The organism is Streptomyces sp. NPDC015171 (assembly GCF_043079545.1).
Classification (GTDB): domain Bacteria; phylum Actinomycetota; class Actinomycetes; order Streptomycetales; family Streptomycetaceae; genus Streptomyces.
The window spans coordinates 23,809-46,507 of sequence record NZ_JBIBUO010000011.1 but is presented as its reverse complement, the minus strand read 5'-3'; the positions used below and the strand labels follow the sequence as shown (position 1 = coordinate 46,507).

Genomic DNA, 22,699 nt, shown 5'->3' with positions numbered 1-22,699 from the left:
CGTGCCCCGCTTCAGTCTGATCGTGCCCTGTTTCAAGGTGCAGGGCTTTCTGCGCGAGTGCCTGGACTCGGTGCTCGGGCAGTCCTTCGGCGACTTCGAGCTGATCGCCGTGGACGACTGCTCCCCGGACGGCTGCGGCGCGATCCTGGACGAGTACGCCGAGCGTGACCCGCGCGTGCGGGTGCTGCACCTGCCGGAGAACGTGGGCCTCGGCCGGGCCCGCAACGCGGGGATGCCCGCGGCGAGCGGCGACTACCTCTTCTTCCTGGACAGCGACGACACGCTCACGCCGGGCGCGCTGGAGGCCATCGCCGACCGGCTCGCCGAGGCCGAGGACCCGGACGTGCTGGTCTTCGACTACGCGCGCACCTACTGGTGGGGCGGCACCCGGCGCAATGTGCTCGCGCACGTCCTCGCGGAGGCGGGGGCGCGGACGTTCACGGCGGCGGACCGGCCGCGGATCCTCGATCTGCTGATGGTGGTCTGGAACAAGGTCTACCGGCGGGAGTTCGTCACGGCGAACGGCTTCGCGTTCCCGCCCGGCTACTACGAGGACACCCCCTGGACCTTCCCGGTCCTGCTCACCGCCCGCCGGATCGCCGCCCTCGACCGGATCTGCCTGAACTACCGGCAGCGCCGGCAGGGCAACATCCTGTCCACCACCAGCCGCAAGCACTTCGACGTCCACGACCAGTACGAGCGGGTCTTCGCCTTCCTGGCCGAGCGTCCGGAGCTGGCGGGCTGGCTGCCGTACCTGCACCGCAAGATGGGCGAGCACTGCCTGGACATCCTCGCCAAGCCGGACCGGCTGCCGCCCGCCGACAAGGCGGAGTTCTTCCGGCGTACGGCGCGGATGTTCCGCGCCCACCGGCCGCCGGGGGCCCTGGTGGACGGCGAGGTCGCCGCGCTGACGGGTTCCTGGACGGGGTACCGGCTGCGGCGGCTGGCGGCGGGCGCCGCGCGGCGGGCGGCCCGGCGGACGGTCCGGGCGCGCGGAACGGCCGCCGCCCGGGCCCGCACCGGCTGGGCGGCGCTGCACGCGCACCGCCCGCTGGACGAGGACCTGGTGGTGTACTCGGCGTCCTCGCACCGGGGCCTGCTGGGCGACCCGGCGGCCGTCTACGCCGCGGCCCGCGAGATCGCCCCGCGGCTGCGCGGGGTGTGGGTGGTGCGGGACGCGGAGACGGCCGCGCTGCTGCCGCCCGGGGTCGAGCACGTGATCGTGGGGTCGCGGCGCTATCTGGAGGTCACCGCGCGCGCGAAGTTCTTCGTCAACGACGTCAACTGGCCCGGGGCGCTGGCCAAACGCCCGGGCAGTGTGCACATCCACACCCATCAGGGGACGCCGCTGAAGTACCTGGGCGCCGATCTGCGGGACAAGCCGGGTGCCCGGCTCGGCTTCGACGTGCCGCAGATGCTGCGCCGGGCCGACCGCTGGGACTACAGCCTGGTCGCCAACCGCCACTCGGAGCTGGTGTGGGAGCGGGCCTACCCCTGCCATTTCACCTCGGTGCGCACCGGCAGCCCGCGCAACGACGTGCTGGTGAACGGGGGCTCAGGTGACTTCCGGGAGCGGCACGGCATCCCGGCGGACCACACGGTGGTGCTGTACGCGCCGACCCGCAGGGACTACCGCAGGGCCGGGCACGCGGACCGGATCGACCTGGCCCGGTTCGCCGCGGACCTCGGCGCGGGGCACACCCTCGTGGTCCGGCTGCACCCGTCGCTGGCGAACGGTCCCGCGCGGGGCATGGGGATCGCGGAGCTCGCCCGGCGCCGGATCGTCGTCGACGCGACCGACGAGCCCCACCTCGCGGAGGTGCTGCTCGCGGCGGACGCGCTGGTCACGGACTACTCGGCCGTGATGTTCGACTACGCCGTCCTGGACCGGCCGATCGTGGTGCACGCCGACGACCAGGACGCGTTCACGGCGAGCCGGGGCACCTATCTCGACATCACCGCCGAGCCGCCCGGCCATGTCACGCGCTCCTACCGGGAGCTGGCCCGGCTGTTCGCCTCGGGCGCCTGGCGGGACGCGAAGGCACAGCGGCTGCGCGCGGACTTCCGGGCCCGGTTCTGCGAGTTCGACGACGGGCGGGCCGCCGAGCGCGTGGTGCGCACGTTGCTGCTGGGCGAGCCGATGCCCGGCCCCGACGAGGTACGGATCCCGGGGCAGACCGCGGCCCCGGATCCGTACCGCCCGGTCATCCGCTGACGGGGCCTGCTACTCGACGACGAGGTCGACCTCGATGTTGCCGCGGGTGGCGTTGGAGTACGGGCAGACCTGGTGGGCCGTCTCGACCAGCTTGCGGCCGGTCTCCTGGTCCACGGTGTCCGGCAGCTCGACGCGCAGGGTGACCTTCAGGCCGAAGCCCTCGCCCTGCTTGCCGATGCCCACCTCGGCGGTGACGGCGGCGTCGCTGACGTCGACCTTGGCCTGGCGCCCGACCAGGCCGAGGGCGCCGCCGAAGCAGGCGGCGTAACCGGCGGCGAAGAGCTGCTCCGGGTTGGTGCCCTCGCCGTTGCCGCCCAGCTCCACCGGCGGGGCCAGCTTGAGGTCGATCTTGCCGTCGGAGGAGACGGCACGGCCCTCACGGCCGTGGGTGGCGGTGGCGACGGCGGTGTAGAGCGCTTCCATGGAGACCATCCCTTTACGAAGTCGGTGTTCCGGCGGCCCTGTCCCGGCCGCCGTACGACCATAAGTAGAGCACACGATTAAGTTGTGCACAACTAAATGGCTCGCGAGCGCTATCCTGGAGCCATGACCGCCACGCCCGACACCGCCCCCGACGGCGACTGGCTCCGCCTGGACAGCCAGATCTGCTTCTCCCTGCACGCCGCGTCCCGCGCCTTCAACGGCGTCTACCGCGTGATCCTCAAGGACCTCGGGCTCACCTATCCCCAGTACCTGGTGCTGCTGGTGCTGTGGGAGCAGGACGAGCTGCCGGTCAAGCAGCTGGGCGAGCGGCTGCGGCTCGACTCCGGCACGCTGTCCCCCCTGGTCAAGCGGCTGGAGGCGGCCGGTCTCGTACGGCGTGAGCGCAGCGCCGAGGACGAGCGGTCGGTCCTGGTCCACCTCACCGAGGAGGGCGCGGCGCTGCGCGGGCGGGCCATGGAGGTGCCGCGCCGGATCATGTCCGCGACCGGCTTCGACCCGGCGGAGATCGGCGAGCTGCGCACCCGGCTCGACCAGCTCACCGCCGCACTGGACGCGGCGGCGTCGGCAGAGGCCCGGAGCGCGCGCTGACCGGGCGGACGTAGAGCCGCACGGTCACACCGTCCCGCACCATCTGCTCGCCGCCGGTGAACTGCTGCCAGAGGGCGGCGACCTTGGCCCGCTCCACGGCATTGCGCGGGGCCGAGCGGCCGGCGAGCAGCTTGCGGTCCCCGACGACCCACACCCGGTCCAGCCGGGCCAGCCTGCGGCGCAGCTCGGCCGCGCCGGTCTCCCGCCCGTACAGCGTCCCGGACTCGGCCGCCGGGGCCACCAGCGCGACGTCCCGCACCGCCGGGAACCCCCGCGGGTAGGCGAGCGCCGTGTTGCGCAGCGCCGCCGGCACGAACAGCACAGGGTCCCCGGGCCGCAGCTCCCACGCGGCGGCCCGCGCGATCGCGGCGAGGTCGTCCGGCCGCCGCCCGGGGTCCCGGTCCTTCTGCAGGACCGGGAACTGATGGACGGCGGCGAGCACCACGGCGAGCACACCGGTGAGGGTGACGGCGGGCACCCGCCGGACGGGCCGGCTCCCCCTCCCGAGCGGGCGGACGGGCGACGGGACGGCGTGTCGTTTCAGCAGGGCGGCGCGAGGGCCGGCGGTGCCGGCGGAGCATCCCGCCCGGGGCGGCGCGGGCACCCTGAGGACCGGCCACCGGCGCCCCGCCGACCCCGCCGCCCGCGCCAGCCGCTCGGCGCCCGCGGCCACCAGCAGCGGCGCCCCCGAGAGGGCGAACAGCACATAGCGGTCGACGTACAGCGGCGAGAGCTGCGAGGCCAGCATCAGGACCGCCGGCGGCACCACCGTCACCGGCAGCGCCACCCCGGCGCACGTCGGCTCGCCCCGCCGCCCCACCAGGCCCAGCAGCCCCACCACGGCCAGCCCGAGGCACACCCAGTAGACCTCGTCCGAGGGCCCGAAGAAGTGCCGCAGCAGCCCGCCCGCCGTCTGCGCCGTGGGCGCCCGCAGCCACGCAAGCTGCGCCGCCTGCGCCCGCGACACCAGCACCATCGGCAGCAGCGCGGCCACGACCGCCGCCGCCGCGCACCCCCACCCCCGCCACACCCGCGCCCCGGCCCGGGCCAGCGCGAGCGACACCGCGTGGGCGAGGAGCAGCAGCACCGCGAACTCGTGCAGCCAGCAGGCGAGACCGAGGACGGCGCCGTACGGCCACCAGGAGCCGCCCCGCACGCCCCGGACGAACAGCAGGGTCGCCCCGGTGGCGCCGGCCGCGACCAGGGCGTAGGAGCGGCCTTCCTGGGCGTAGTGGCCGGCCATCGGCGTGACGGCGTAGAGCAGGCCCGCCCACAGGCCGACGCGCGGCCGGACCAGGCGGGCGCCCAGGGCGGCCACCAGGCCCGCGGTGCAGGCCGCCGCGCACACCGAGGGCAGCCGCAGGACGACCTCGCCGGGGTGGACCGCGAGGACGGCGTGCAGCAGCAGGTAGTACAGGCCGTGCACCGCGTCCACGCCGTGCAGCAGCCGCCAGATCTGCGGCACCGTACGGCGCCCGACCTGGAAGCTGACGGCCTCGTCGCGCCACATGCCGCCCCGGTCGAGCCCCCAGAGCCCGATCGCGGCCATCACCAGCGCGGGCACGCCGACGACGGCGGCCCGGCCGAACCGCTCCCGGGCACGTCCCGGTGCCCTGTGGGGGGTGCGGCTCGTTGCACCGGTCGGCGCGGCAGTGGTCGCGCCGGCCGCCCGACGCGACCGCGGTTTCGCAGGAAGCCCGACGTTCACCATGGCCCGATCTCTTGCGATTAGCCAATGTTTGCCGTTCTTGACGGCGTATCAGCATGGATACACCATCCGCACCGCTTAGGCTCCCATGCGATGAACCGTCTCCGTGTCACCCCCGGCCCGGTCCTCACCCTCACCGCCGCGTGGTTCGCGACCCGCGCCCTGATGCTGTGGCTGCTCCTCCACAGCGGTGCGCGAGAGCTGGGCGGGGGTTCGGTGACCCGGGAGGTGTGGCGGCTGTACTTCCACTGGTACGGCGTCCTCGCGGACGGTTCCTTCCCGGTGCACGACACGCTGTGGCAGTACCCGCCGGGCGCGGGCGCGGTGCTGCTGGCGCCCGGCCTGCTGCCCGGGCTGACGTACTTCCAGGCGTTCGTGCTGCTCTCGCTGGCCGTCGACGCGCTCACCGCAGCCGTGCTGCTGCGCGCGGGCACCCGGCCGGGACGCAGCCCGCTCGGGGCCGCCGTGTGGACCGGCGGCCTGCCGCTGCTGCTGCACCTGCCGCTGGCCCGGTACGACGTCCAGGTCACCGCCCTCGCGGTGCTGTCCCTGCTGGCCTGCGCGCGCTCCCCGCGCGCGGGCGGGGTGTTCGGGGCGCTGGGCGCTCTGGTGAAGGTGTGGCCCGCGCTGGTGCTGCTGGGCACGCCCCGGGGGCGGCCGACGCGCACGGCGTGGGCCTGGGCGGCCGGTACCGGGGCCGGCTGCCTCGCCCTGTTCGCGGCCTTCTTCACCCATCCGCTGTCCTTCCTGCGGGAGCAGGGCGGCCGGGGCGTGCAGATCGAGTCGCTCGGCGGTACGGCCCTCAACCTGGCCCGGCACGCGGGCTGGCCGGGCCGGTCCCGTTACCGGTACGGGGCGATCGAGATGGTCGGGCCGCACGTGCACGCCGTCGCCACCGCCTCCCTCGCGCTGACAGCGGTCGCCTTCGGGCTGCTGGTGCTGTGGCGGGTGCGGGCGCGGCACTGGAGCGCGGCCACGCCGTACGACGCGGCGCTGAGCGCGGTGCTGCTGTTCACGGTCACCAGCCGGGTCATCAGCCCGCAGTACATGATCTGGCTGATCGGGCTGGCCGCCGTCTGCCTGACCTCACGGCACACCAGCCAGCGGCCGGTGGCCGCGCTGGTCCTCGCGGCGTGCGCGGTGACCACCGTCGCGTACCCGCTGTACTACCACGAGGTGGTGCACGGCACCTGGGCCGGCTGTCTGCTGATGCTGGTGCGCAACGGGCTGCTGACGGCCGCCGCCGTGCTGTCCCTCCGGCGGCTGTGGCGGGCCGCGCGCCCGGCGGCCGGCGCGGGCGGGCCGGCGGCGGGGCACCGGCCGGGGTCCGAGCGTCTTGCGGATCGGGCGCTGAGCGTCTCTTGACGGGACGACATCCCCGCCCGGAACCGGTGCCGGCGGCCCAGGTCGCCGTCGTCGTCATCGGGTACGACGACCGCGCTCATGTGGGCGACGCCGTGCGCTCGGCGCTGGCGCAGGGCCCCGCGGTCGCCGAGGTGGTCGCGGTGGACGACGGCTCCGGCGACGGCAGTGCCGCACTGCTCGCCCGGCTGGCCGCCGGCGAGCCGCGGCTGCGGGTGGTGCGCCGGGCCGTGAACAGCGGCGGCTGCGGCAGCCCGCGCAACACCGGGATCGACACGGTGACGGCGCCGTACGTGATGTTCCTGGACAGCGACGACGTGCTGCCGCCCGGTGCGGTGGACGCGCTGCTGACGGCGGCGACGCGGGCGCGGGCCGAGGTCGCGAGCGGTCTGTGCGTGCGCCGGGAACTGCCCTCGGGGCGCGAACAGCCCTGGCAGGCGGCCCTGTACACGGCCCGCACCGTCCTCGCGCGCCCCTCCCAGCGCCCCCGCCTCGTCCACGACACGCTGTGCGTCAACAAGCTGTACCGCACCGGCTTTCTGCGCGAGCACGGCATCCGCTTCCCCGAAGGCCGCTTCCGCTACGAGGACTTCGTCTTCACCGCGCGCGTGCTGGCCGCGAGCCCGCGCGTCGCGCTCGTGCCCGACCGGGTGTACGTGTGGCAGGTGCGCCGGTCGGCCGAGCGGCTGTCGATCTCGCTGGACCGGGGCCGCATCGACAACTGGACGGCGCGCGTGACGGCGTGCGCGCTGGTGTACGACATTCTGCTGGGCGCCGGGCAGAAGGAGCTGGCGCGGGCGGCACGCGCCAAGTTCCTCGACCACGAGGTGCGGATGTACGCGCGCGAGCTGGGGTTGCGCGATGTGCGCTACCGGCGTGCGTGGTGGACGCACACCCGGGAGTACCTCGCGCGCTACGACGCGGCCGACTGGGAGCCGAACCCCACCGCCCCCGGCCGGCTGCTCGCACGGGTCGTCCTGGCGTCCCCCGAGCCCCGCGACCTGCCCCGGCTGCGCGAACTCGCCGCCCGCCCGGCACGGCTCCTCCCGCCCTACGCCCGCGGCCCGGAAGGGGTCCCGGTCTGGTCCCCCGACCTCCCCCAGGTCTCCCTCGCCGCGCTGCTCACCCGGCCCGTCCGCGAACTCCCGCTCGCGGTGGACGCGGAACTGCGCCCCCGCGCGCGCGTGCCGGTGCTGCGCCTGCGGCTGCACGAGCTGTACGGGCGAGTGGCCGAGGCCGGCCCGTGCACGGCGGACGTGGTGTGGCACGCGCGCGGGGACGACCGTACGCGCGGGCGTACGACGGTGACGCTCGCGCCCTCCGGTGCGGACCTGCGGTCGGCCGAGGTACCGGTCGACCTGGCGGGAATGGGCTCGGGCACCTGGGACCTGCGGCTCACCCTCCGCTTCGCGGGCGGCGCGCGGCGGGAGGTCACGGCACACGCCCGCGCGGGCGCCGGCCGGCTGCGCGCGCGCCTCGTCCCGAGCGCCGTGCACGGCGTGTGTCTGGTGCGGCCGTACGCCACGCACTCCGGCGCGCTCGCGCTGCGCGTGGCGACCGGGGTGCCGGGAGTGCTGGCGGTCGTCCGCGGCCGGCTGCGGCGCCTGTTTCACTGGGACACGCGACCGGGATCCGGGGGCCGAGCCCCGGGCCGACCGACCAGCTGACGAGGAGACGCCCCGCATGACCTGGCTGATCACCGGCGGTGCCGGATACATCGGGGCGCACGTCGTACGGGCGATGGCCGAGGCGGGCGAGCGCACGGTCGTCTACGACGACCTGTCCACGGGTGTCGCCGCGCGGGTCCCGGCCGAGGTGCCGCTGGTGCGCGGCTCGGTCCTGGACGCGGACCTGCTGGCGCGCACCCTCGCCGGGCACGGGATCACCGGGGTCGTCCATCTGGCGGCGAAGAAGCAGGTGGGCGAGTCGGTGGACCGCCCGCTGCACTACTACCGGGAGAACGTGGAGGGTCTGCGCGTCCTGCTGGAGGCGGTGACCGCCGCGGAGGTACCGGCCTTCCTGTTCTCCTCCTCCGCGGCCGTCTACGGCATGCCCGACGTGGACCTGGTGACGGAGGAGACACCGTGCCTCCCGATGTCGCCCTACGGCGAGACGAAGCTGGCGGGCGAGTGGCTCGTACGGGCCACGGGCCGGGCGACGGGCCTCGCCACGGCGTCGCTGCGCTACTTCAACGTGGCAGGCGCGGCCGGCCCCGAACTGGCCGACACGGGCGTGTCCAACCTGGTCCCGATGGTCTTCGAACGGCTCACGGCGGGGGCGGCGCCGCGCATCTTCGGCGACGACTACCCGACCCCCGACGGCACCTGTGTCCGCGACTACATCCACGTGGCCGACCTGGCCGAGGCCCATGTGACCGTCGCCCGCGCGCTGCGCTCCTCCCCCGGCACCGGCCTGACCCTCGACATCGGCCGCGGCGAGGGCGTCTCCGTCCGCGAGATGATCGACCTGATCAACGCGGTCACCGGCTACGACCGCCCGCCCACCGTCACTCCGCGCCGCCCCGGCGACCCGGCCCGCGTCGTCGCCTCCGCCGCCCGCATCGGGACGGAACTGGGCTGGCGGGCGAAGTACGACGTCCAGGACATGATCACGTCGGCGTGGGAGGGGTGGGTCCGGCACCATCCGCAGGCGGCACGGTCGTGACCGCGGCCGGCAGAGCCGCATCCTGGCCGCGAGCCCGTCGCGGCTGGTCGCGCACGTTCCCCGGATGCCTTCGGGGCGCCCGGGGTCAGAGGGCCTTGAGGGCGCCCGCCGTGGCGCGGGCCAGCTTCTCCAGGTAGCCCTTGGGGGGCTTCGGGGCGCGGATGACCACCGAGCGCCAGTAGAGGGGGCCGGAGATCAGGTCCAGGGCCAGGTCGGGGTCGATGCCGGGCGCGAGTTCGCCCCGCTTCTCCGCCGCCGCCACGATCTTGCTGGCCACGCCCTCCTGGCCGTCCCGCAGCGCCTTCTGGAAGGCCTCGGCGAGGTCCGGGTTGCGGGCGGCCTCGGCCTGGAGGTCGGGGATGATCTGGGACGCGACCGGGTGGCGCAGGGCGCGGGACGTGACCTCGTACAGCAGGCGCAGATCGCCCTCGAGGGAGCCCGTGTCGGGGACCGGGAAGCCGGTCACCGCCATCGCGGAGACGACGTCCAGGACCAGATGGAGCTTCGAGCGCCAGCGCCGGTACACCGCCGTCTTGCCGACGCCGGCCCGGCGGGCGATGCCCTCGATGGACATGCGCGCGTAGCCGGCGACCGCCAGCTCCTCGAAGACGGCCGCCCGGATGGCCTCGGTCACGTCCTCCCGGAGCACGGCCGCCCCGGCGGGCGCCCGGCGGCGCGGACGCGCCGGCGGCTCGTCGGCGGGCTCGGCGGCGTTCGTCGTCATGCCGCACAGCATAGGGCGTTACGACGAAACGGTTGCGTTCCGACGTCCATTGGGCCTAGTCTCACGTTGCGACGATACGGTCCCGTCCCGACGTAAAAGAACGTGAAGAGAAGCGTAAGGAAACGCCGGACGACGGACTCGGACGCGGCGACCCCGGCGAGAGCCGGACGCGGCACCCCCTCCCCCGAGCGAAAGCAGCGGATGTGAGCCAGGTCCTCCACACACCGCCCCCGACCCAGGCCCCGGCCGCCGAAGACCTCGCGGCACTCGCGGCCCGGCACGGCCTGTCGGTCAGCGGCGCCCGCCCCTCCCTGCCGGAGTACATCGGCCAGCTGTGGGCCAGGCGTCACTTCATCACCGCCTTCGCCACCGCCAAGCTCACCGCGCAGTACAGCCAGGCGAAGCTGGGCCAGGTCTGGCAGGTCATGACCCCGCTGCTGAACGCGGCGGTCTACTACTTCATCTTCGGCGTGCTGCTCGGCACCAAGCACAACGTCCCCGACTACGTGCCCTTCCTGGTCACGGGCGTGTTCATCTGGACGTTCACCCAGAGCTCGATCATGGCGGGCACCCGCGCGATCTCCGGCAACCTCGGCCTGGTCCGCGCCCTGCACTTCCCGCGCGCCGCGCTGCCGATCTCCTTCGCGCTCCAGCAGCTCCAGCAGCTGCTCTTCTCGATGGCCGCGCTGATCGTCATCCTGCTCGTCTTCGGCGTGCCGGTCGCCCTGTCCTGGCTGCTGGCGATCCCGGCCCTGGTCCTCCAGTTCACCTTCAACGCGGGCGTGTCGATGGTCGTGGCGCGGATGGGCGCCAAGACCCCGGACATCGCGCAGCTGATGCCGTTCGTGCTGCGGACCTGGATGTACGTGTCCGGCGTGATGTGGAGCATCGACAAGCTGGCCAACAAGGACAGCATGCCGCACATCGTCACCGTGCTGCTGGAACTCAACCCGGCCGCCGTCTACATCGACCTGATGCGGTTCGCGCTGATCGACAGCTTCCACGCCAAGGCCCTGCCCCCGCACGTGTGGGCGGCGGCCACCGGCTGGGCCCTGCTCGCCGGCGTCGGCGGCTTCATCTACTTCTGGAAGGCTGAGGAGACGTACGGCCGTGGCTGAGCACACCGAGCAGAAGATCCCCACCGTCGTCGCCGACGGCGTCGACATCGTCTACCGGGTCAACGGCACCGGCGCGGGCCGCGGCACCGCCACCGCCGCCCTCAACCGCATGCTGCGCCGCAAGCAGTCCGAGAAGGCGGCGGGCGTGCGCAAGGTGCACGCGGTGAAGAAGGTGTCGTTCACCGCGTACCGGGGCGAGGCGATCGGGCTCATCGGCACCAACGGCTCGGGCAAGTCCACCCTGCTCAAGGCGGTCGCCGGGCTGCTCCCGGTGGAGCACGGGCACATCTACACCGACGGCCAGCCGTCCCTGCTGGGCGTCAACGCGGCCATGATGAACGACCTGACGGGCGAGCGGAACGTCTACCTCGGCGGGCTCGCCATGGGCATGTCCCGGGAGCAGGTCAAGGAGCGCTACCAGGACATCGTCGACTTCTCCGGGATCAACGAGAAGGGCGACTTCATCACGCTGCCGATGCGCACGTACTCCTCCGGCATGGCCGCCCGGCTCCGGTTCTCCATCGCCGCCGCCAAGGACCACGACGTCCTGCTGATCGACGAGGCACTGGCCACCGGTGACCGCTCCTTCCAGAAGCGCTCCGAGGCGCGGATCCGCGAGCTGCGGCAGCACGCGGGCACGGTCTTCCTGGTCAGCCACAACAACAAGTCGATCCGCGACACCTGCGAGCGGGTCCTGTGGCTGGAGCGCGGCGAGCTGCGCATGGACGGGCCGACCGAGGAGGTCATGAAGGAGTACGAGGCCTTCACCGGCGACAAGAAGCCGGCCCCGAAGAAGCCCGCGCCGAAAGCCGCCCTCCCTTCCTGAGTGACGTCCTCCCTTCGGCCGCAAATACCCCTTTCATATACTTAACTGCCGTATGTTGGGGGCGTGCGTCCGGAGACGACGAGCCGAAGGAGTCCGCTGCGATGCCCCAGCTGAGCGTGATCGTCTACGGGCCGAACACGCAGGGTCGGCTGGCCGAGCTGCTGGACTCCCTGGCCGCGCACCCCCTCACCGACGCCGAGGTGATCGTCGCTGCGGTCGGCGACTGGGCGCGCGAGACGGCCGAGGGCCACACCCCCGAGACGATCGTCGTACCGCTGCCGGACGGCACCGGCGACGCGGCGGCCCGGTCGGCGGGCGCCGCCCGGGCGTCCGGCCGCTGGCTGCACTTCGTCCACGCCAAGGACGGCCTGCCGGCCGGTGCGCCCCGCCTGATCGCCGAGCGGACCGCCGAACTGGACGCCACGGACGCCCCCGGCGTCCCCGGCGTCCCCGGCGTCCCCGGCCTCCCGGTGGACGTCCTCCTCTTCGACCACGTCACCACCACCTGGCGGACCTCCGCCGCCCCCTCCCGCGACGGCCGCCGGCTCGCCGCCGTCGGCCGGGCGGGCCGGCCCCTGGCCGACGCCGCCGACCTGCTGCGGCTCGCCCCGCTGCTCGGCAACCGCGCCCTGCGCGCCGACTTCTGGCGGGCCCACGAGGAGCGGTTCGGCACGGACGACGAAGCGCTCGCCGCCCACGCCGCCCTGCTGCACGCGGGCCGCGTCGCCTGCCTGAACCAGACCGCGTACGAACACCGCGTGCTGCGCCCCGAGAGCCTGCCGCCGCGCGCCCCCGAGGACCGGCTCGCGCTCGTCGACCGCTACGAGTCGCTGCTGCCGCTCACCCGGAACCGCCGCGCCCCGCACGCGGTGCTGTACGACCTGATGGTGCGTGACCTGGTCCGCACCTTCGCCCGCGAGGACCTGCCCGACCCGGTGGCCCGCGAGTTCTTCCGCCGGGCCTCCCTCGCGGCGGTCCGCTGGCGCCCCCCGGACCACCGCCGCCCGGCGGGCCTGGACGGCGTACGGCACGCGCTGCTGGAGGAGGGCGCGTACACCAGGTACCGCGCGTTCCAGGCCGCCAACCGCACCCGCCGCGCCGCCCGCAAGGCCGTACGGACGCGCAAGCGGCAGCTGGGCGCCAAGCTTCGCGACCACCAGTACCGCCGCGCCCTGGACCGCCCGCTGGACCCCGGCCTCGCCGTGTTCGCCGCCTACTGGGACCGCGGGGTGGCCTGCAACCCGGCCGCGATCGCCGCCGAACTCGCCGTACGCGCCCCGCACATCCACCCGGTGTGGGTGGTGAACCGGGCCAACGCGCCGCTGCTGCCGCCCGGCACCGACCATGTCCTCCCCGGCACCCGCCGCTACTGGGAGACCCTGGCCACCGCCACGTACCTCACCAACAACGTCAACTTCCCCGACGCGGTGGTCAAACGGCCCGGCCAGATCCACCTCCAGACCCACCACGGCACCCCGCTCAAACGCATGGGCCTGGACCAGATGGACCACCCGGCCGCCGCCAAGGGCCTGGACTTCGCCGCCCTGCTGGCGCGGATCGACAGGTGGGACTACAGCGTCAGCGCCAACAGCCACTCCACCCGCATGTGGGAGCGCGCCTACCCGTCCCGCTACACCTCGCTCGACCACGGCTACCCGCGCAACGACGTCTACTACCGGGCCACCGCCGCCGACGTCCGCGCGGCCCGCGACCGCCTCGGCATCCCGCCCGGCCGCACGGCCGTCCTGTACGCCCCCACCCACCGCGACTACGAGGCCGGCTTCACCCCCCGCCTCGACCTCGCCGCCCTCGCCGACCGCCTCGGCGAGGACACCGTCCTGCTCGTCCGCGCCCACTACTTCTACGGCGGCACCGCCTCCCCGCTGACCGGCCTGCGCCGCTCCGGCCGGATCATCGACGTCTCCTCCTACGACCCCGTCGAGGAACTGTGCCTGGCCGCCGACGCGCTGGTCACGGACTACTCGTCGATCATGTTCGACTACGCCAACCTGGACCGGCCGATCGTGATCCACGCCGACGACTGGGAGACGTACCGGACCACGCGCGGCGTCTACTTCGACCTGATGGCCGAGCACCCCGGCCAGGTCGCGCGCACCCAGGAGGAACTCACGGAGATCTTCGCCTCCGGCGCCTGGCGCGACGAGAGCGCGGCCAAGGCGCGGGCCGCGTTCCGGCGCCGGTTCTGCGAGTACGACGACGGACGCGCCGCCGAGCGGGTCGTACGGCGGGTCTTCCTGGGCGAGCCGGAGGTGTCGCTGCCGCCGGTGCTCCCGGTCGAGGACCGCACCCCCGCCCCGTCCCCCCAGGAGGCCACGGCATGACCCGCCCGGACGTCACGGTCACGGTCATCGTCCACAACGACGCGGCCCGCCTGCCCCGCGCGGTCGCCTCGGTGTGCGCGCAGACCCACCCGGACATCGAGATCGTCATCAGCGACGACCACTCGACGGACGACACACCGGCCGTGGCGCGGGCGCTGGCGGCCCGGGACCACCGCATCCGCCGCATCCGCCTGCCGGAGAACAGCGGCGGCTGCAGCGCCCCGCGCAACCGGGCCATCGAGATCGCCCGCGCGCCCTATCTGATGTTCCTGGACAGCGACGACGAACTCCCGCCGCGGGCGGTCGAGTTGCTGCTCGCCGCGCACCGGGAGCGCGAGGTGGACTTCACGATGGGCGCGGTCCGCCGGATCCGGGTGGACAACGGGCGCCGCTCGACCTGGATGCCGCACCTGGTGACCGAGCGCCGCACGCTGGAGGGCATCGAGGCGGACCCGCGGCTGCTCTTCGAGCACCTGGCGACCAGCAAGATGTACGCCCGCTCCTTCCTCGACCGCCACCGGCTGCGCTTCCCGGAGGGCATCCACTACGAGGACCAGCTGTTCTCCGCGCAGGCGTACTGCCTGGCGACGGCGTTCACGGTCATCCCGGACCCGGTGTACCACTGGTACGTCGAGCCGTTCGCCGCCGCTGCCGCCGCCTCCATCTCCAACCAGCGGCACAAGCTCTCCAACGTCCGCGACCGTGTGCACGTCCAGCGGCTGATCGACGAGTTCCTGGTGCGCAGCGGGCACGCGGGGCTGCGGGAGGACAAGGACTACAAGTTCCTCAAGCACGACTTCCGGATGTACGCCGGCGACCTGCCCTACCGGGACGCAAAGTGGCTCGCGGCCTTCGCCGACCTCATGAACCCGTATCTGGACACGCTGTCCCCGGGCGCGTACGAGCGGCTGCCGCGGGCCGAGCGGGTGGTGCTGGAGCTGCTGCGGGACGGCCGCGCGGCCGAGGCCCGGCTGGCGGCGCGCGGGCTCGGGCACGGGGTGGCGCCGCGGCAGGTGACGGCCGACGCGGCGGGCGTCCCGTACTGGGGTGGCTCCCTGCCCGCCACCGACCGGGCCCGCCGTGAACTCGACCTCTCCGAACTGGAGCTGGAGACCCGGCCGTTTTCGACCGCGCAGTTCCGGCACGAGATCACGGCGCTGACACCGGGCCCGGGGGCGTCCCTGACGCTCGCGATCCGGACCTACGACCCCGGTCTTCGGCTGCCGGTCGGCCCGCAGCGGGCCTCCCTGCTGCTGACCCCCGGCCGTCGCCGGATGACGGTCCCCTTCCGCCTCGACCCGGTCCGCCCCGGCGTCTTCGAGGGCACGGTCCGCCTCGGCCTCGCCGCCGCGCCGCTTCCGCTCCAGGGCTTCGACGGCGTACGGCACCCCGTGGTCCGCCTGGACCAGCAGGGCCTGTCCCATTCGAGCCTGCTGCTCGCCCCCCTCGACTTCCCGGTGCTGACGGCCCGCGTCGGCCACCACACGCTCACCGCCGAACCGGAGGGCCGCAACCCCGGCCGCCTGCAACTGCGCTGGCGGCCGGTGGGGGTGACGGCCCGGCTCGTCCGCCCGGCGGTCCGCCGTCTGGCCCGCCCCCGGGTGCGGAGCGCCGTGCGGCTGGTGGCGAGCGCGCTGCGGTGAACCGGCGAGGACCCAGCCCGGCTCGGACACCCCTCGGCTCAGGGCCGGCACCACCACTCGGCCCAGGACATCACTCGGCTCAGGGCACCACTCGGTACAGGACATGGCCGCCCGGCCCCGCGGCCGTCTTGCGCAGCCAGGGCTCGGCGGCGGCCCGCGACGCCACGACCCACCGCACCCCGTACTCCCGCAGGATCCCCCGCCGCTCCTCCGCCGCCGTCCCCGCCGAGAAGTACCGTTCCACCGCCGCCTCCCTGCGCCCCGCGTCCCCGAGGAACACGTCCGGATACCCGGGCGCCACGGTGTACGGCCCGTACGCCGGGATCTGCCGCGCCGCAGACGTCCGTGCCATCACCACGTCCCCGTACCGCACCCCCGCCCGCATGATCCACTGGTAGCCCGCCCACGGCGCCCGGTACTTGTCCGCCACCACCCCGGGCAGCCGGTCCCGCCCCAGCACGTACCCGAGCGTCCCGGCCTGCGTCCACGCCCCCGCCGCCAGCGCGGCGAGCAGCGCGCACGCCCACCCCCGGCGCACCGCCCGCCGTCCCGCCGACACCACTTCGAGGGCCGCCGCGAGCTGCGCCGGGATCAGTGCGGCGGGCAGGGCGCGGCCCCAGGAGTAGTGCCCGGTCAGGCCGCCAGCGGCGGACACCAGCGCGCCGAGGGCGAAGAAGAGGACCAGCGGGTCGCGGTGGTCCCGCCGCCAGCGCGCCCCCAGCGCGGCCACCCCGATCAGCACGAGCCCGAACCGCCCGGCCGGATCCCGGTACAGCGGCCGGTGGACGGCTTCGAGGCCGGTGCCCGCCGAGAACAGCGCGAAGAAGTCGTAGTACGGCCAGAGCCACAGCACCACAAGACCCAGGAGCAGTCCGGCGCCGAGCCGGAGCAGGACCGCCCCAGGCGGCCGGGCCGCGAGCAGCACGGCGAGGGCGCCGAGGGTCGCCACGACCCCGGTGAACTGGTGGCACAGCAGGATCAGCGCCCACAGCGCTCCCAGTCCCGGCCACACGCCCCACGCGGCCTCCTGGCGCACCGCCCGCGTCAGCCAGGCCCAGAAGTGGAAGGCGAGGCCGAGCGCGAACACGCTCGGGTACGACACCGTCAGCGCGAGGGAGTTCAGACCGAGGAAGCCGCTCCACTCGAACAGCGCCGGGCCCCACAGGAGGAGCAGGCTCAGCAGCGCGAGGGCGGGGGCTGCGCGGTGCGGGGTGAGGGTGCGGACGTAGCGGTGGACCCCGGTCACCAGCAGGCCGAGCCCGGCGAGCGCGGCCAGCCGCAGGACCACGAACACGGACAGGCCGGTCAGTCCGGAGACGATGCCGAGCAGCAGCGTCCACGGCGAGTAGTACGGGCTCGGTGTGCCGGCGTCGACCAGTGGATCGCCGGGGTGCGTCGGGCTGTGCCGCAGGCGCTGGAGTGTGGCCGCGTGCATACCGAGGTCGCCGGCCCATGGCAGCCGGACGACGACCAGGAGCAGCAGCACCACGAGCAGCGCGGCGGCGGCCTGCGCCAGCACCCGGCCGGCCCGCGCCACCGAGCGGCCCGGTGCCCTCGTACGGCGCTCCGGTGCGGTATCGGGCGACGCGGTGTGCATGATGCGCCGACCCTATCCGAGACCTGCCCGAATCACCCCGATAAGCGGGAAATTGCTGATTCAGGGCGTTTTCGCCATCAGGGAAGGCCGCGTGGGGGCGGAAGAGGCAGGCGGGAAGGCGGGCGGGAAACGGCAGGCGCCCCGGGCCGTCACGGCCCGGGGCGCCTCACGTGCCGTACGGCTACGAGTGCGAGCGCAGCAGCGTCCGCATCGTGCGCATCGCCACCGAAAGGTTGGCGAGGTCGAACGAGTCCGAGCCGCGGATCTCGTCCAGGGTGCTGCGGGCGCGGCCGAGGAGCGCCGCGTTCTTCTGCTCCCAGGCCTCGAACCGCTGCTCCGGCGTCGAGGTGCCGTTGCCCACCGCGAGGATGTCCGAGGTGAGGGCCGCGTGGGCCGCGTACAGGTCCTCGCGGATGGAGGCGCGGGCCATGGACTGCCAGCGGTCCTCACGGGGCAGCTCGATGATGCGGTCCATCAGCTGCGTGATGCCCAGCCGGTCGGCGAGGTCGTAGTAGACCTCGGCGACGTCCAGCGGCTCCTTGCCCGTGCGGTCGGCCACCGACACGATGTCGAGCGCCGGGAAGGCGGAGGAGAAGCCGGCCACGCGGGTGGCGACCTCGTCCGGGACGCCGGTCGCGGACAGCTCGTCGTACACGTGCTGGTACCAGTCCAGGTCCGCGCCGCGCAGCAGCTTCGGCAGCTCCTGCCAGACCCGCTCGACCCGGTCGGCGAAGAACTCGACCGTCTCGGCGAGCTGGAGCGGCTGCGGCCGGTTGTTGAGCAGCCAGCGGGTGCCGCGCTCGACCAGGCGGCGCGAGTGCAGCCGGATACGGGTCTGGACGGCCGCGTCGACCTTGTTGTCCAGCTCCTCCACCGCGTCCCACACCGGTGCCGAGCGGAAGATCGCGCGGGCCGCGGTCTGGGCCCGGACGATCTCCTCGAGGGAGGCGCCGGTCTCCTCGCGCAGCCGGTGCAGATACGTCGTACCGCCCGTGTTGACCGTGTCGTTGACCAGCACGGTCGTGGTGATCTCACGGCGCAGCGGGTGGCTGTCGACGGCCTCGGCGAAGCGCTCGCGCAGGGCCGACGGGAAGTACGCGTGCAGCAGACCGCGCAGGTACGGGTCGTCCGGCAGCGTGGTGTGCAGCAGCTCCTCGGCGACCGTGATCTTCGTGTACGCCAGGACGACGGCGGTCTCCGGGCCGGTCAGGCCCTGGCCCTGGGAGAGGCGCTCGCGGATCTGCCGGTCGGTGGGCAGGAACTCCAGCGCCCGGTCCAGATGGCCCTCGCGCACCAGGTGGCGGATGAACCGCTGCTGGGCGTGGAGCATGTCCTTGGCCTGGGACAGCGCGTTGGCCAGGGCGGTGTTCTGCGCGTAGTTGTTGCGCAGGACCAGCGCGCCGACCTCGTCGGTCATCTCGGCGAGCAGCTTGTTGCGCTGCTTGACGGTCATGTCGCCGTCCGTGACCAGGCTGTTCAGCAGGATCTTGATGTTCACCTCGTGGTCGGAGGTGTCCACACCGGCGCTGTTGTCGATCGCGTCGGTGTTGATCTTGCCGCCCTGGTGGGCGAACTCGATGCGGCCGAGCTGGGTCAGACCCAGGTTGCCGCCCTCGCCGACCACCCTGACGCGCAGGTCGGCGCCGTCGACCCGGATGGCGTCGTTGGCCTTGTCGCCGACGTCCGCGTTCGACTCCGCCGACGACTTCACGTACGTGCCGATGCCGCCGTTCCACAGCAGGTCGACCGGCGACTGGAGGATCGTCTTCATCAGGTCGGCCGGGGTCATCTTGGTGACCTTGTCCTCGATGCCGAGGGCCTCGCGGATGTGGGCGTTGACCGGGATCGACTTGGCGCTGCGCGGGAAGATCCCGCCGCCCGCCGACAGCAGCTCGGTGTTGTAGTCGGCCCAGCTGGAGCGGGGCAGCTCGAACAGACGGCGGCGCTCGGCGTAGGAGGTGGCCGCGTCCGGGGTGGGGTCGATGAAGATGTGCCGGTGGTCGAAGGCGGCGACCAGGCGGATGTGCTCGGAGAGCAGCATGCCGTTGCCGAACACGTCACCGGACATGTCACCGATGCCGACGACCGTGAAGTTCTCGGTCTGCGTGTCCACGCCCAGCTCGCGGAAGTGCCGCTTCACGGACTCCCAGGCGCCGCGCGCGGTGATGCCCATGCCCTTGTGGTCGTAGCCGGCCGAGCCGCCGGAGGCGAAGGCGTCGCCGAGCCAGAAGTTGTAGCTGTTGGCGACGTCGTTGGCGATGTCCGAGAAGGTCGCCGTGCCCTTGTCGGCGGCGACCACCAGGTAGGTGTCGTCGCCGTCGTGCCGGACCACGTCCCGCGGCGGGACGACCTCGCCGGCCACCATGTTGTCCGTGATGTCGAGCAGCGCCGAGATGAACGTCTTGTAGCTGGCGATGCCCTCGGCCAGCCACGCGTCGCGGTCCTTGGCCGGGTCGGGCAGCTGCTTGGCGACGAAGCCGCCCTTGGCGCCGACCGGCACGATGACGGTGTTCTTCACCATCTGCGCCTTGACCAGGCCGAGGATCTCCGTACGGAAGTCCTCACGCCGGTCCGACCAGCGCAGACCGCCTCGGGCGACCTTGCCGAAGCGCAGGTGCACGCCCTCGACGCGCGGCGAGTACACCCAGATCTCGTACGCGGGGCGCGGTGCGGGCAGGTCCGGGATGGCCTGCGGGTCGAACTTCATGGAGACGTAGTCGTGCGGCGTGCCGCCCGCCTGCTTCTGGAAGAAGTTCGTGCGCAGGGTCGCCTTGATGACGGTCAGGAAGGACCGCAGGATGCGGTCCTCGTCCAGGCTGGCCACCTGCTCCAGGGCCGCGTCCAGCTCCTCCAGCAGGGCGTCGGTGATCTCGAGGCCGGCCTGCTGCCGTTCCGGGGACATCCGGGCCTCGAACAGGGAGACGAGCAGCCGGGTGGTGTGGACGTTGTTGCGGAGGGTGTCCTCCATGTAGTCCTGCGAGAAGGTCGAACCGGCCTGCCGCAGGTACTTGGCGTAGGCGCGCAGCACCATCGCCTGCCGCCAGGTCAGCCCGGCGCTCAGCACGAGGGCGTTGAAGCCGTCGTTCTCGGCCTTGCCGGTCCAGGTCGCGGCGAACGTGTCCTGCACCCGCTCACGCGCGTCGTCGCCCAGGTAGTCGCCGCTGCCGGGCGCCTGCGGCATGCGCAGCCCGAAGTCGTAGATCCAGGCGGTGGTGCGGTCCGAGCAGCGCAGCTCGTACGGCCGCTCGTCGGTCACCTCGACGCCGATCCTGCTCAGCACCGGCAGCACCTTGGAGAGGGAGACCGAGCCGCCCTTCTGGTAGATCTTGAAGCGGCGCTCGTCGGGGGCGGCGCCCACCGGCTCGTACAGGCTCAGCGAGAAGGTCTTGTCCTCGCTCAGCTGCTCCAGATGGGCCAGGTCGGCGACCGCCGCGCGCGGGCTGTGGTCGGCCTTGTAGCCCTCGGGGAAGGCGTGGCCGTAGCGGCGCAGCACCTCGGCCGCGTGCTCCTCGCCGCACTCGGCGGTCAGCGCCTCGGCGAACGCGTCGGCCCAGGACCGGGCCGCCTCGACCAGGCGGGCCTCGATGCGCTCCTTGTCGGAGTCGGACAGCTCGGGCAGCTCGGTGCCCTGCGGGACCCGGACGATGATGTGCAGCCGGGACAGGACCGACTCGGTGTTCCAGGCGGTGAAGTCGACGCTGGTGCCGCCGAGCTCCTCCTTCAGGATGTCGATGATCCGGAGGCGGACGCCGGTGGTGTAGCGGTCGCGCGGGAGGTAGACGATGGCCGAGTAGTAGCGGCCGTACTCGTCCTGGCGCAGGTACAGCCGCAGCCGGCGGCGCTCCTGCAGGTAGAGGACGCTGGTGACGATCGACTGCAGTTCGGCGACGGGCGTCTGGAACAGCTCGTCGCGCGGATAGGTCTCCATGATCTGGAGCAGGTCGCGGCCGTCGTGGCTGTTGGGCGAGAACCCGGCCCGGCGCAGCACCTCGTCGACCTTGCGGCGGACCACCGGGACCCGGCGCACGGAGTCGGTGTAGGCGGCGGAGGAGAACAGCCCGAGGAAGCGGCGCTCGCCGACCACGTTGCCGTCCGCGTCGAACTTCTTGACGCCGATGTAGTCCAGGTACGACGGCCGGTGCACGGTGGCCCGGCTGTTGGCCTTGGTCAGCACGAGCAGCTTGTGCTCGCGGGCCTTGGCGCGGGCGTCGGCCGGCAGCCGCTCGAAGGAGGGGCTGACGGGGTGCTGGTCGTCCTCGGCGTGGTGCGGGTCCGCACGCAGTATCCCGAGACCGGTGCCGGCCACGGCGGCGAGGGTGTCGTCCTCCAGCAGCCGGTACTCGCGGTAGCCGAGGAAGGTGAAGTGGTCGGCGGCGAGCCAGTGCAGCAGCTCGCGGGCCTCCACGACCTCGGGCCTGGGCAGGTCGGCGGGGACCGGCTCGCTCTCCAGGTCGTCGGCGATCCGGTTCGCCGCGTCCCGCATCTTCTCCCAGTCCTCGACGGCCTCGCGGACGTCGGACAGGACGCGCAGCAGGTCGGCGGAGATCTGCTTCAGATCGGCGCGGTCGGTCTCCCGGTCGATCTCGACGTGGATCCAGGACTCGACGTGCGCGTCGTGCGGGAGTTCGCCGGTGGGCGAGGTGGGCAGCACCTCGATCAGCTTGCCGGTGAGATCGCGCCGGACGACGAACTGCGGGTGGATGACGACGTGGATGCCACGCCCCTGCCGCGTCAGCTCGTTCGTCACGGAGTCCACGAGGAAGGGCATGTCGTCGGTGACGACCTCCACCACGGTGTGGCTGCAGGTCCACCCGTTCTCTTCCACGGTCGGGGTGTGCACCCGGACGTTGGCGGTGCCCTGGGGGCGGCTCTCGGCGAGCCGGTGGTGCGAGACGGCGGCACCGAAGGCGTCGACCGGGTCGCGGTCGGCGAGGTCTTCCGGCGCGGTGTGCAGGTAGTAGCGCTGGAGGAACGCGAGCACGGTTTCGCTGTCCGGGGTGCCGGTGGTGCCCTCGCTCGTCGTCCCGGTCGGTAGATGCCCCCCGACCGGGCTGTTCTCAGCTACCCGGGCCGCCCGTTCGAGCAGCTCGGCTTTGGCTTCGTCCAGCTTGGTCTGCATTGTCCTCTGGCTCCTGTCGCGCGCCGTTGCGTGACGTAGAAGGAAGTACGGTCTCTACCCTTGCGACATAACGCCACGTGCCGGGGTGTCCGGTCGGTTCTGACGGTATGCCGCACGGAGAGCTGAACGGGGGGTATTCGGCCATTGTCGAGGCGTCCGCAGGGTGTGACGCTGCTCTCGGCATCGCCGTGCTCCGGATCGCCCGCGGCGCCCTGGGGGCTTCAGCGCCCCCGTCCCGCCCGCGAAGACCAGCGACCATCGCCCGGTCACGGAGGTGCTCCGTGCAACCCGGGCGCAGGGCGGGAGCAAGATCGCCCCCGCGAGATATCGCGCTGATCACGCCACCAGG

Annotated in this window: 14 protein-coding genes; 9 read left to right on the top strand and 5 right to left on the bottom strand. The window is 73.3% G+C overall.

Annotated features, from left to right (window positions below):
* Nucleotide 1: 1 nt before the first annotated feature.
* Nucleotides 2–2,215, top strand: coding sequence for a CDP-glycerol glycerophosphotransferase family protein (locus tag ACF073_RS27425; protein ID WP_392074054.1), 2,214 nt, complete (start codon nucleotides 2–4; stop codon nucleotides 2,213–2,215).
* A 9-nt stretch (nucleotides 2,216–2,224) separates the two neighbouring features.
* Here ACF073_RS27425 and ACF073_RS27420 read toward each other — a convergent pair whose 3' ends face one another.
* Nucleotides 2,225–2,638: an organic hydroperoxide resistance protein gene (locus tag ACF073_RS27420; protein ID WP_392074053.1), complete on the bottom strand. Its 414-nt coding sequence runs from the start codon at nucleotides 2,636–2,638 to the stop codon at nucleotides 2,225–2,227.
* Nucleotides 2,639–2,734: 96 nt separating this feature from the next.
* Here ACF073_RS27420 and ACF073_RS27415 point away from each other — a divergent pair, with 96 nt between their 5' ends.
* On the top strand, nucleotides 2,735–3,247 hold the full coding sequence (locus ACF073_RS27415; RefSeq protein WP_392074052.1) for a MarR family winged helix-turn-helix transcriptional regulator: 513 nt from the start codon (nucleotides 2,735–2,737) through the stop codon (nucleotides 3,245–3,247).
* On the opposite strand, the gene ACF073_RS27410 is transcribed toward ACF073_RS27415, so the two are convergent.
* Nucleotides 3,195–4,796 (bottom strand): glycosyltransferase family 39 protein, encoded by a 1,602-nt coding sequence (locus ACF073_RS27410; RefSeq protein WP_392074297.1) that lies wholly within the window; start codon nucleotides 4,794–4,796, stop codon nucleotides 3,195–3,197. The genes ACF073_RS27415 and ACF073_RS27410 overlap by 53 nt on opposite strands.
* A gap of 252 nt (nucleotides 4,797–5,048) precedes the next feature.
* Here ACF073_RS27410 and ACF073_RS27405 point away from each other — a divergent pair, with 252 nt between their 5' ends.
* The 3 genes from ACF073_RS27405 to galE are packed head-to-tail and all read left to right on the top strand — an operon-like array spanning nucleotide 5,049 to nucleotide 8,981.
* Nucleotides 5,049–6,320, top strand: a complete 1,272-nt coding sequence (locus ACF073_RS27405) for a glycosyltransferase 87 family protein (RefSeq protein WP_392074051.1) — start codon at nucleotides 5,049–5,051, stop codon at nucleotides 6,318–6,320.
* The gene (locus ACF073_RS27400; protein ID WP_392074050.1) at nucleotides 6,317–7,984 is read left to right on the top strand and encodes a glycosyltransferase family 2 protein; all 1,668 of its coding nucleotides are present in this window, start codon (nucleotides 6,317–6,319) and stop codon (nucleotides 7,982–7,984) included. The genes ACF073_RS27405 and ACF073_RS27400 overlap by 4 nt, the downstream gene beginning before the upstream one ends.
* A 16-nt stretch (nucleotides 7,985–8,000) precedes the next feature.
* Entirely contained in the window at nucleotides 8,001–8,981 is a 981-nt protein-coding gene (gene galE / locus ACF073_RS27395; protein ID WP_392074049.1) for a UDP-glucose 4-epimerase GalE, read from the top strand.
* An 85-nt stretch (nucleotides 8,982–9,066) separates the two neighbouring features.
* Here the strand turns inward: galE and ACF073_RS27390 are convergent, their stop codons facing one another.
* Nucleotides 9,067–9,705 carry a TetR/AcrR family transcriptional regulator gene (locus ACF073_RS27390; protein ID WP_392074048.1) on the bottom strand — a complete coding sequence of 213 codons (639 nt, stop codon included), beginning with the start codon at nucleotides 9,703–9,705 and terminating at the stop codon, nucleotides 9,067–9,069.
* A 203-nt stretch (nucleotides 9,706–9,908) separates the two neighbouring features.
* Between ACF073_RS27390 and ACF073_RS27385 the strand changes: the two genes are divergently transcribed.
* The 4 genes from ACF073_RS27385 (at nucleotide 9,909) to ACF073_RS27370 (ending at nucleotide 15,634) form a co-directional block, all read left to right on the top strand.
* On the top strand, nucleotides 9,909–10,823 hold the full coding sequence (locus tag ACF073_RS27385) for an ABC transporter permease (protein WP_392074047.1): 915 nt from the start codon (nucleotides 9,909–9,911) through the stop codon (nucleotides 10,821–10,823).
* The gene (locus ACF073_RS27380) at nucleotides 10,816–11,649 is read left to right on the top strand and encodes an ABC transporter ATP-binding protein (protein WP_392074046.1); all 834 of its coding nucleotides are present in this window, start codon (nucleotides 10,816–10,818) and stop codon (nucleotides 11,647–11,649) included. The genes ACF073_RS27385 and ACF073_RS27380 overlap by 8 nt, the downstream gene beginning before the upstream one ends.
* Nucleotides 11,650–11,750: 101 nt before the next feature.
* Nucleotides 11,751–13,991, top strand: coding sequence for a CDP-glycerol glycerophosphotransferase family protein (locus ACF073_RS27375; RefSeq protein ID WP_392074045.1), 2,241 nt, complete (start codon nucleotides 11,751–11,753; stop codon nucleotides 13,989–13,991).
* Nucleotides 13,988–15,634: a glycosyltransferase family 2 protein gene (locus ACF073_RS27370; protein WP_392074044.1), complete on the top strand. Its 1,647-nt coding sequence runs from the start codon at nucleotides 13,988–13,990 to the stop codon at nucleotides 15,632–15,634. Before ACF073_RS27375 ends, ACF073_RS27370 begins: the two co-directional genes overlap by 4 nt.
* A 79-nt stretch (nucleotides 15,635–15,713) precedes the next feature.
* Here ACF073_RS27370 and ACF073_RS27365 read toward each other — a convergent pair whose 3' ends face one another.
* Together ACF073_RS27365 and ACF073_RS27360 are read right to left on the bottom strand one after the other, a co-directional pair.
* Nucleotides 15,714–17,231: a hypothetical protein gene (locus ACF073_RS27365; protein ID WP_392074043.1), complete on the bottom strand. Its 1,518-nt coding sequence runs from the start codon at nucleotides 17,229–17,231 to the stop codon at nucleotides 15,714–15,716.
* Between the two features lie 181 nt (nucleotides 17,232–17,412).
* The gene (locus ACF073_RS27360; RefSeq protein ID WP_392074042.1) at nucleotides 17,413–22,350 is read right to left on the bottom strand and encodes an NAD-glutamate dehydrogenase; all 4,938 of its coding nucleotides are present in this window, start codon (nucleotides 22,348–22,350) and stop codon (nucleotides 17,413–17,415) included.
* Nucleotides 22,351–22,699: the final 349 nt, after the last annotated feature.

Bases quoted from the DNA above. Each gene is read 5' to 3' on its own strand.
- ACF073_RS27420 (WP_392074053.1), bottom strand. From the start codon at position 2,638: ATGGAAGCGCTCTACACCGCCGTCGCCACCGCCACCCACGGCCGTGAG.
- ACF073_RS27415 (WP_392074052.1), top strand. From the start codon at position 2,735: ATGGCTCGCGAGCGCTATCCTGGAGCCATGACCGCCACGCCCGACACC.
- ACF073_RS27410 (WP_392074297.1), bottom strand. From the start codon at position 4,796: ATGGCCGCGATCGGGCTCTGGGGGCTCGACCGGGGCGGCATGTGGCGC.
- ACF073_RS27405 (WP_392074051.1), top strand. From the start codon at position 5,049: ATGAACCGTCTCCGTGTCACCCCCGGCCCGGTCCTCACCCTCACCGCC.
- galE (WP_392074049.1), top strand. From the start codon at position 8,001: ATGACCTGGCTGATCACCGGCGGTGCCGGATACATCGGGGCGCACGTC.
- ACF073_RS27390 (WP_392074048.1), bottom strand. From the start codon at position 9,705: ATGACGACGAACGCCGCCGAGCCCGCCGACGAGCCGCCGGCGCGTCCG.
- ACF073_RS27375 (WP_392074045.1), top strand. From the start codon at position 11,751: ATGCCCCAGCTGAGCGTGATCGTCTACGGGCCGAACACGCAGGGTCGG.
- ACF073_RS27370 (WP_392074044.1), top strand. From the start codon at position 13,988: ATGACCCGCCCGGACGTCACGGTCACGGTCATCGTCCACAACGACGCG.
- ACF073_RS27365 (WP_392074043.1), bottom strand. From the start codon at position 17,231: ATGCACACCGCGTCGCCCGATACCGCACCGGAGCGCCGTACGAGGGCA.
- ACF073_RS27360 (WP_392074042.1), bottom strand. From the start codon at position 22,350: ATGCAGACCAAGCTGGACGAAGCCAAAGCCGAGCTGCTCGAACGGGCG.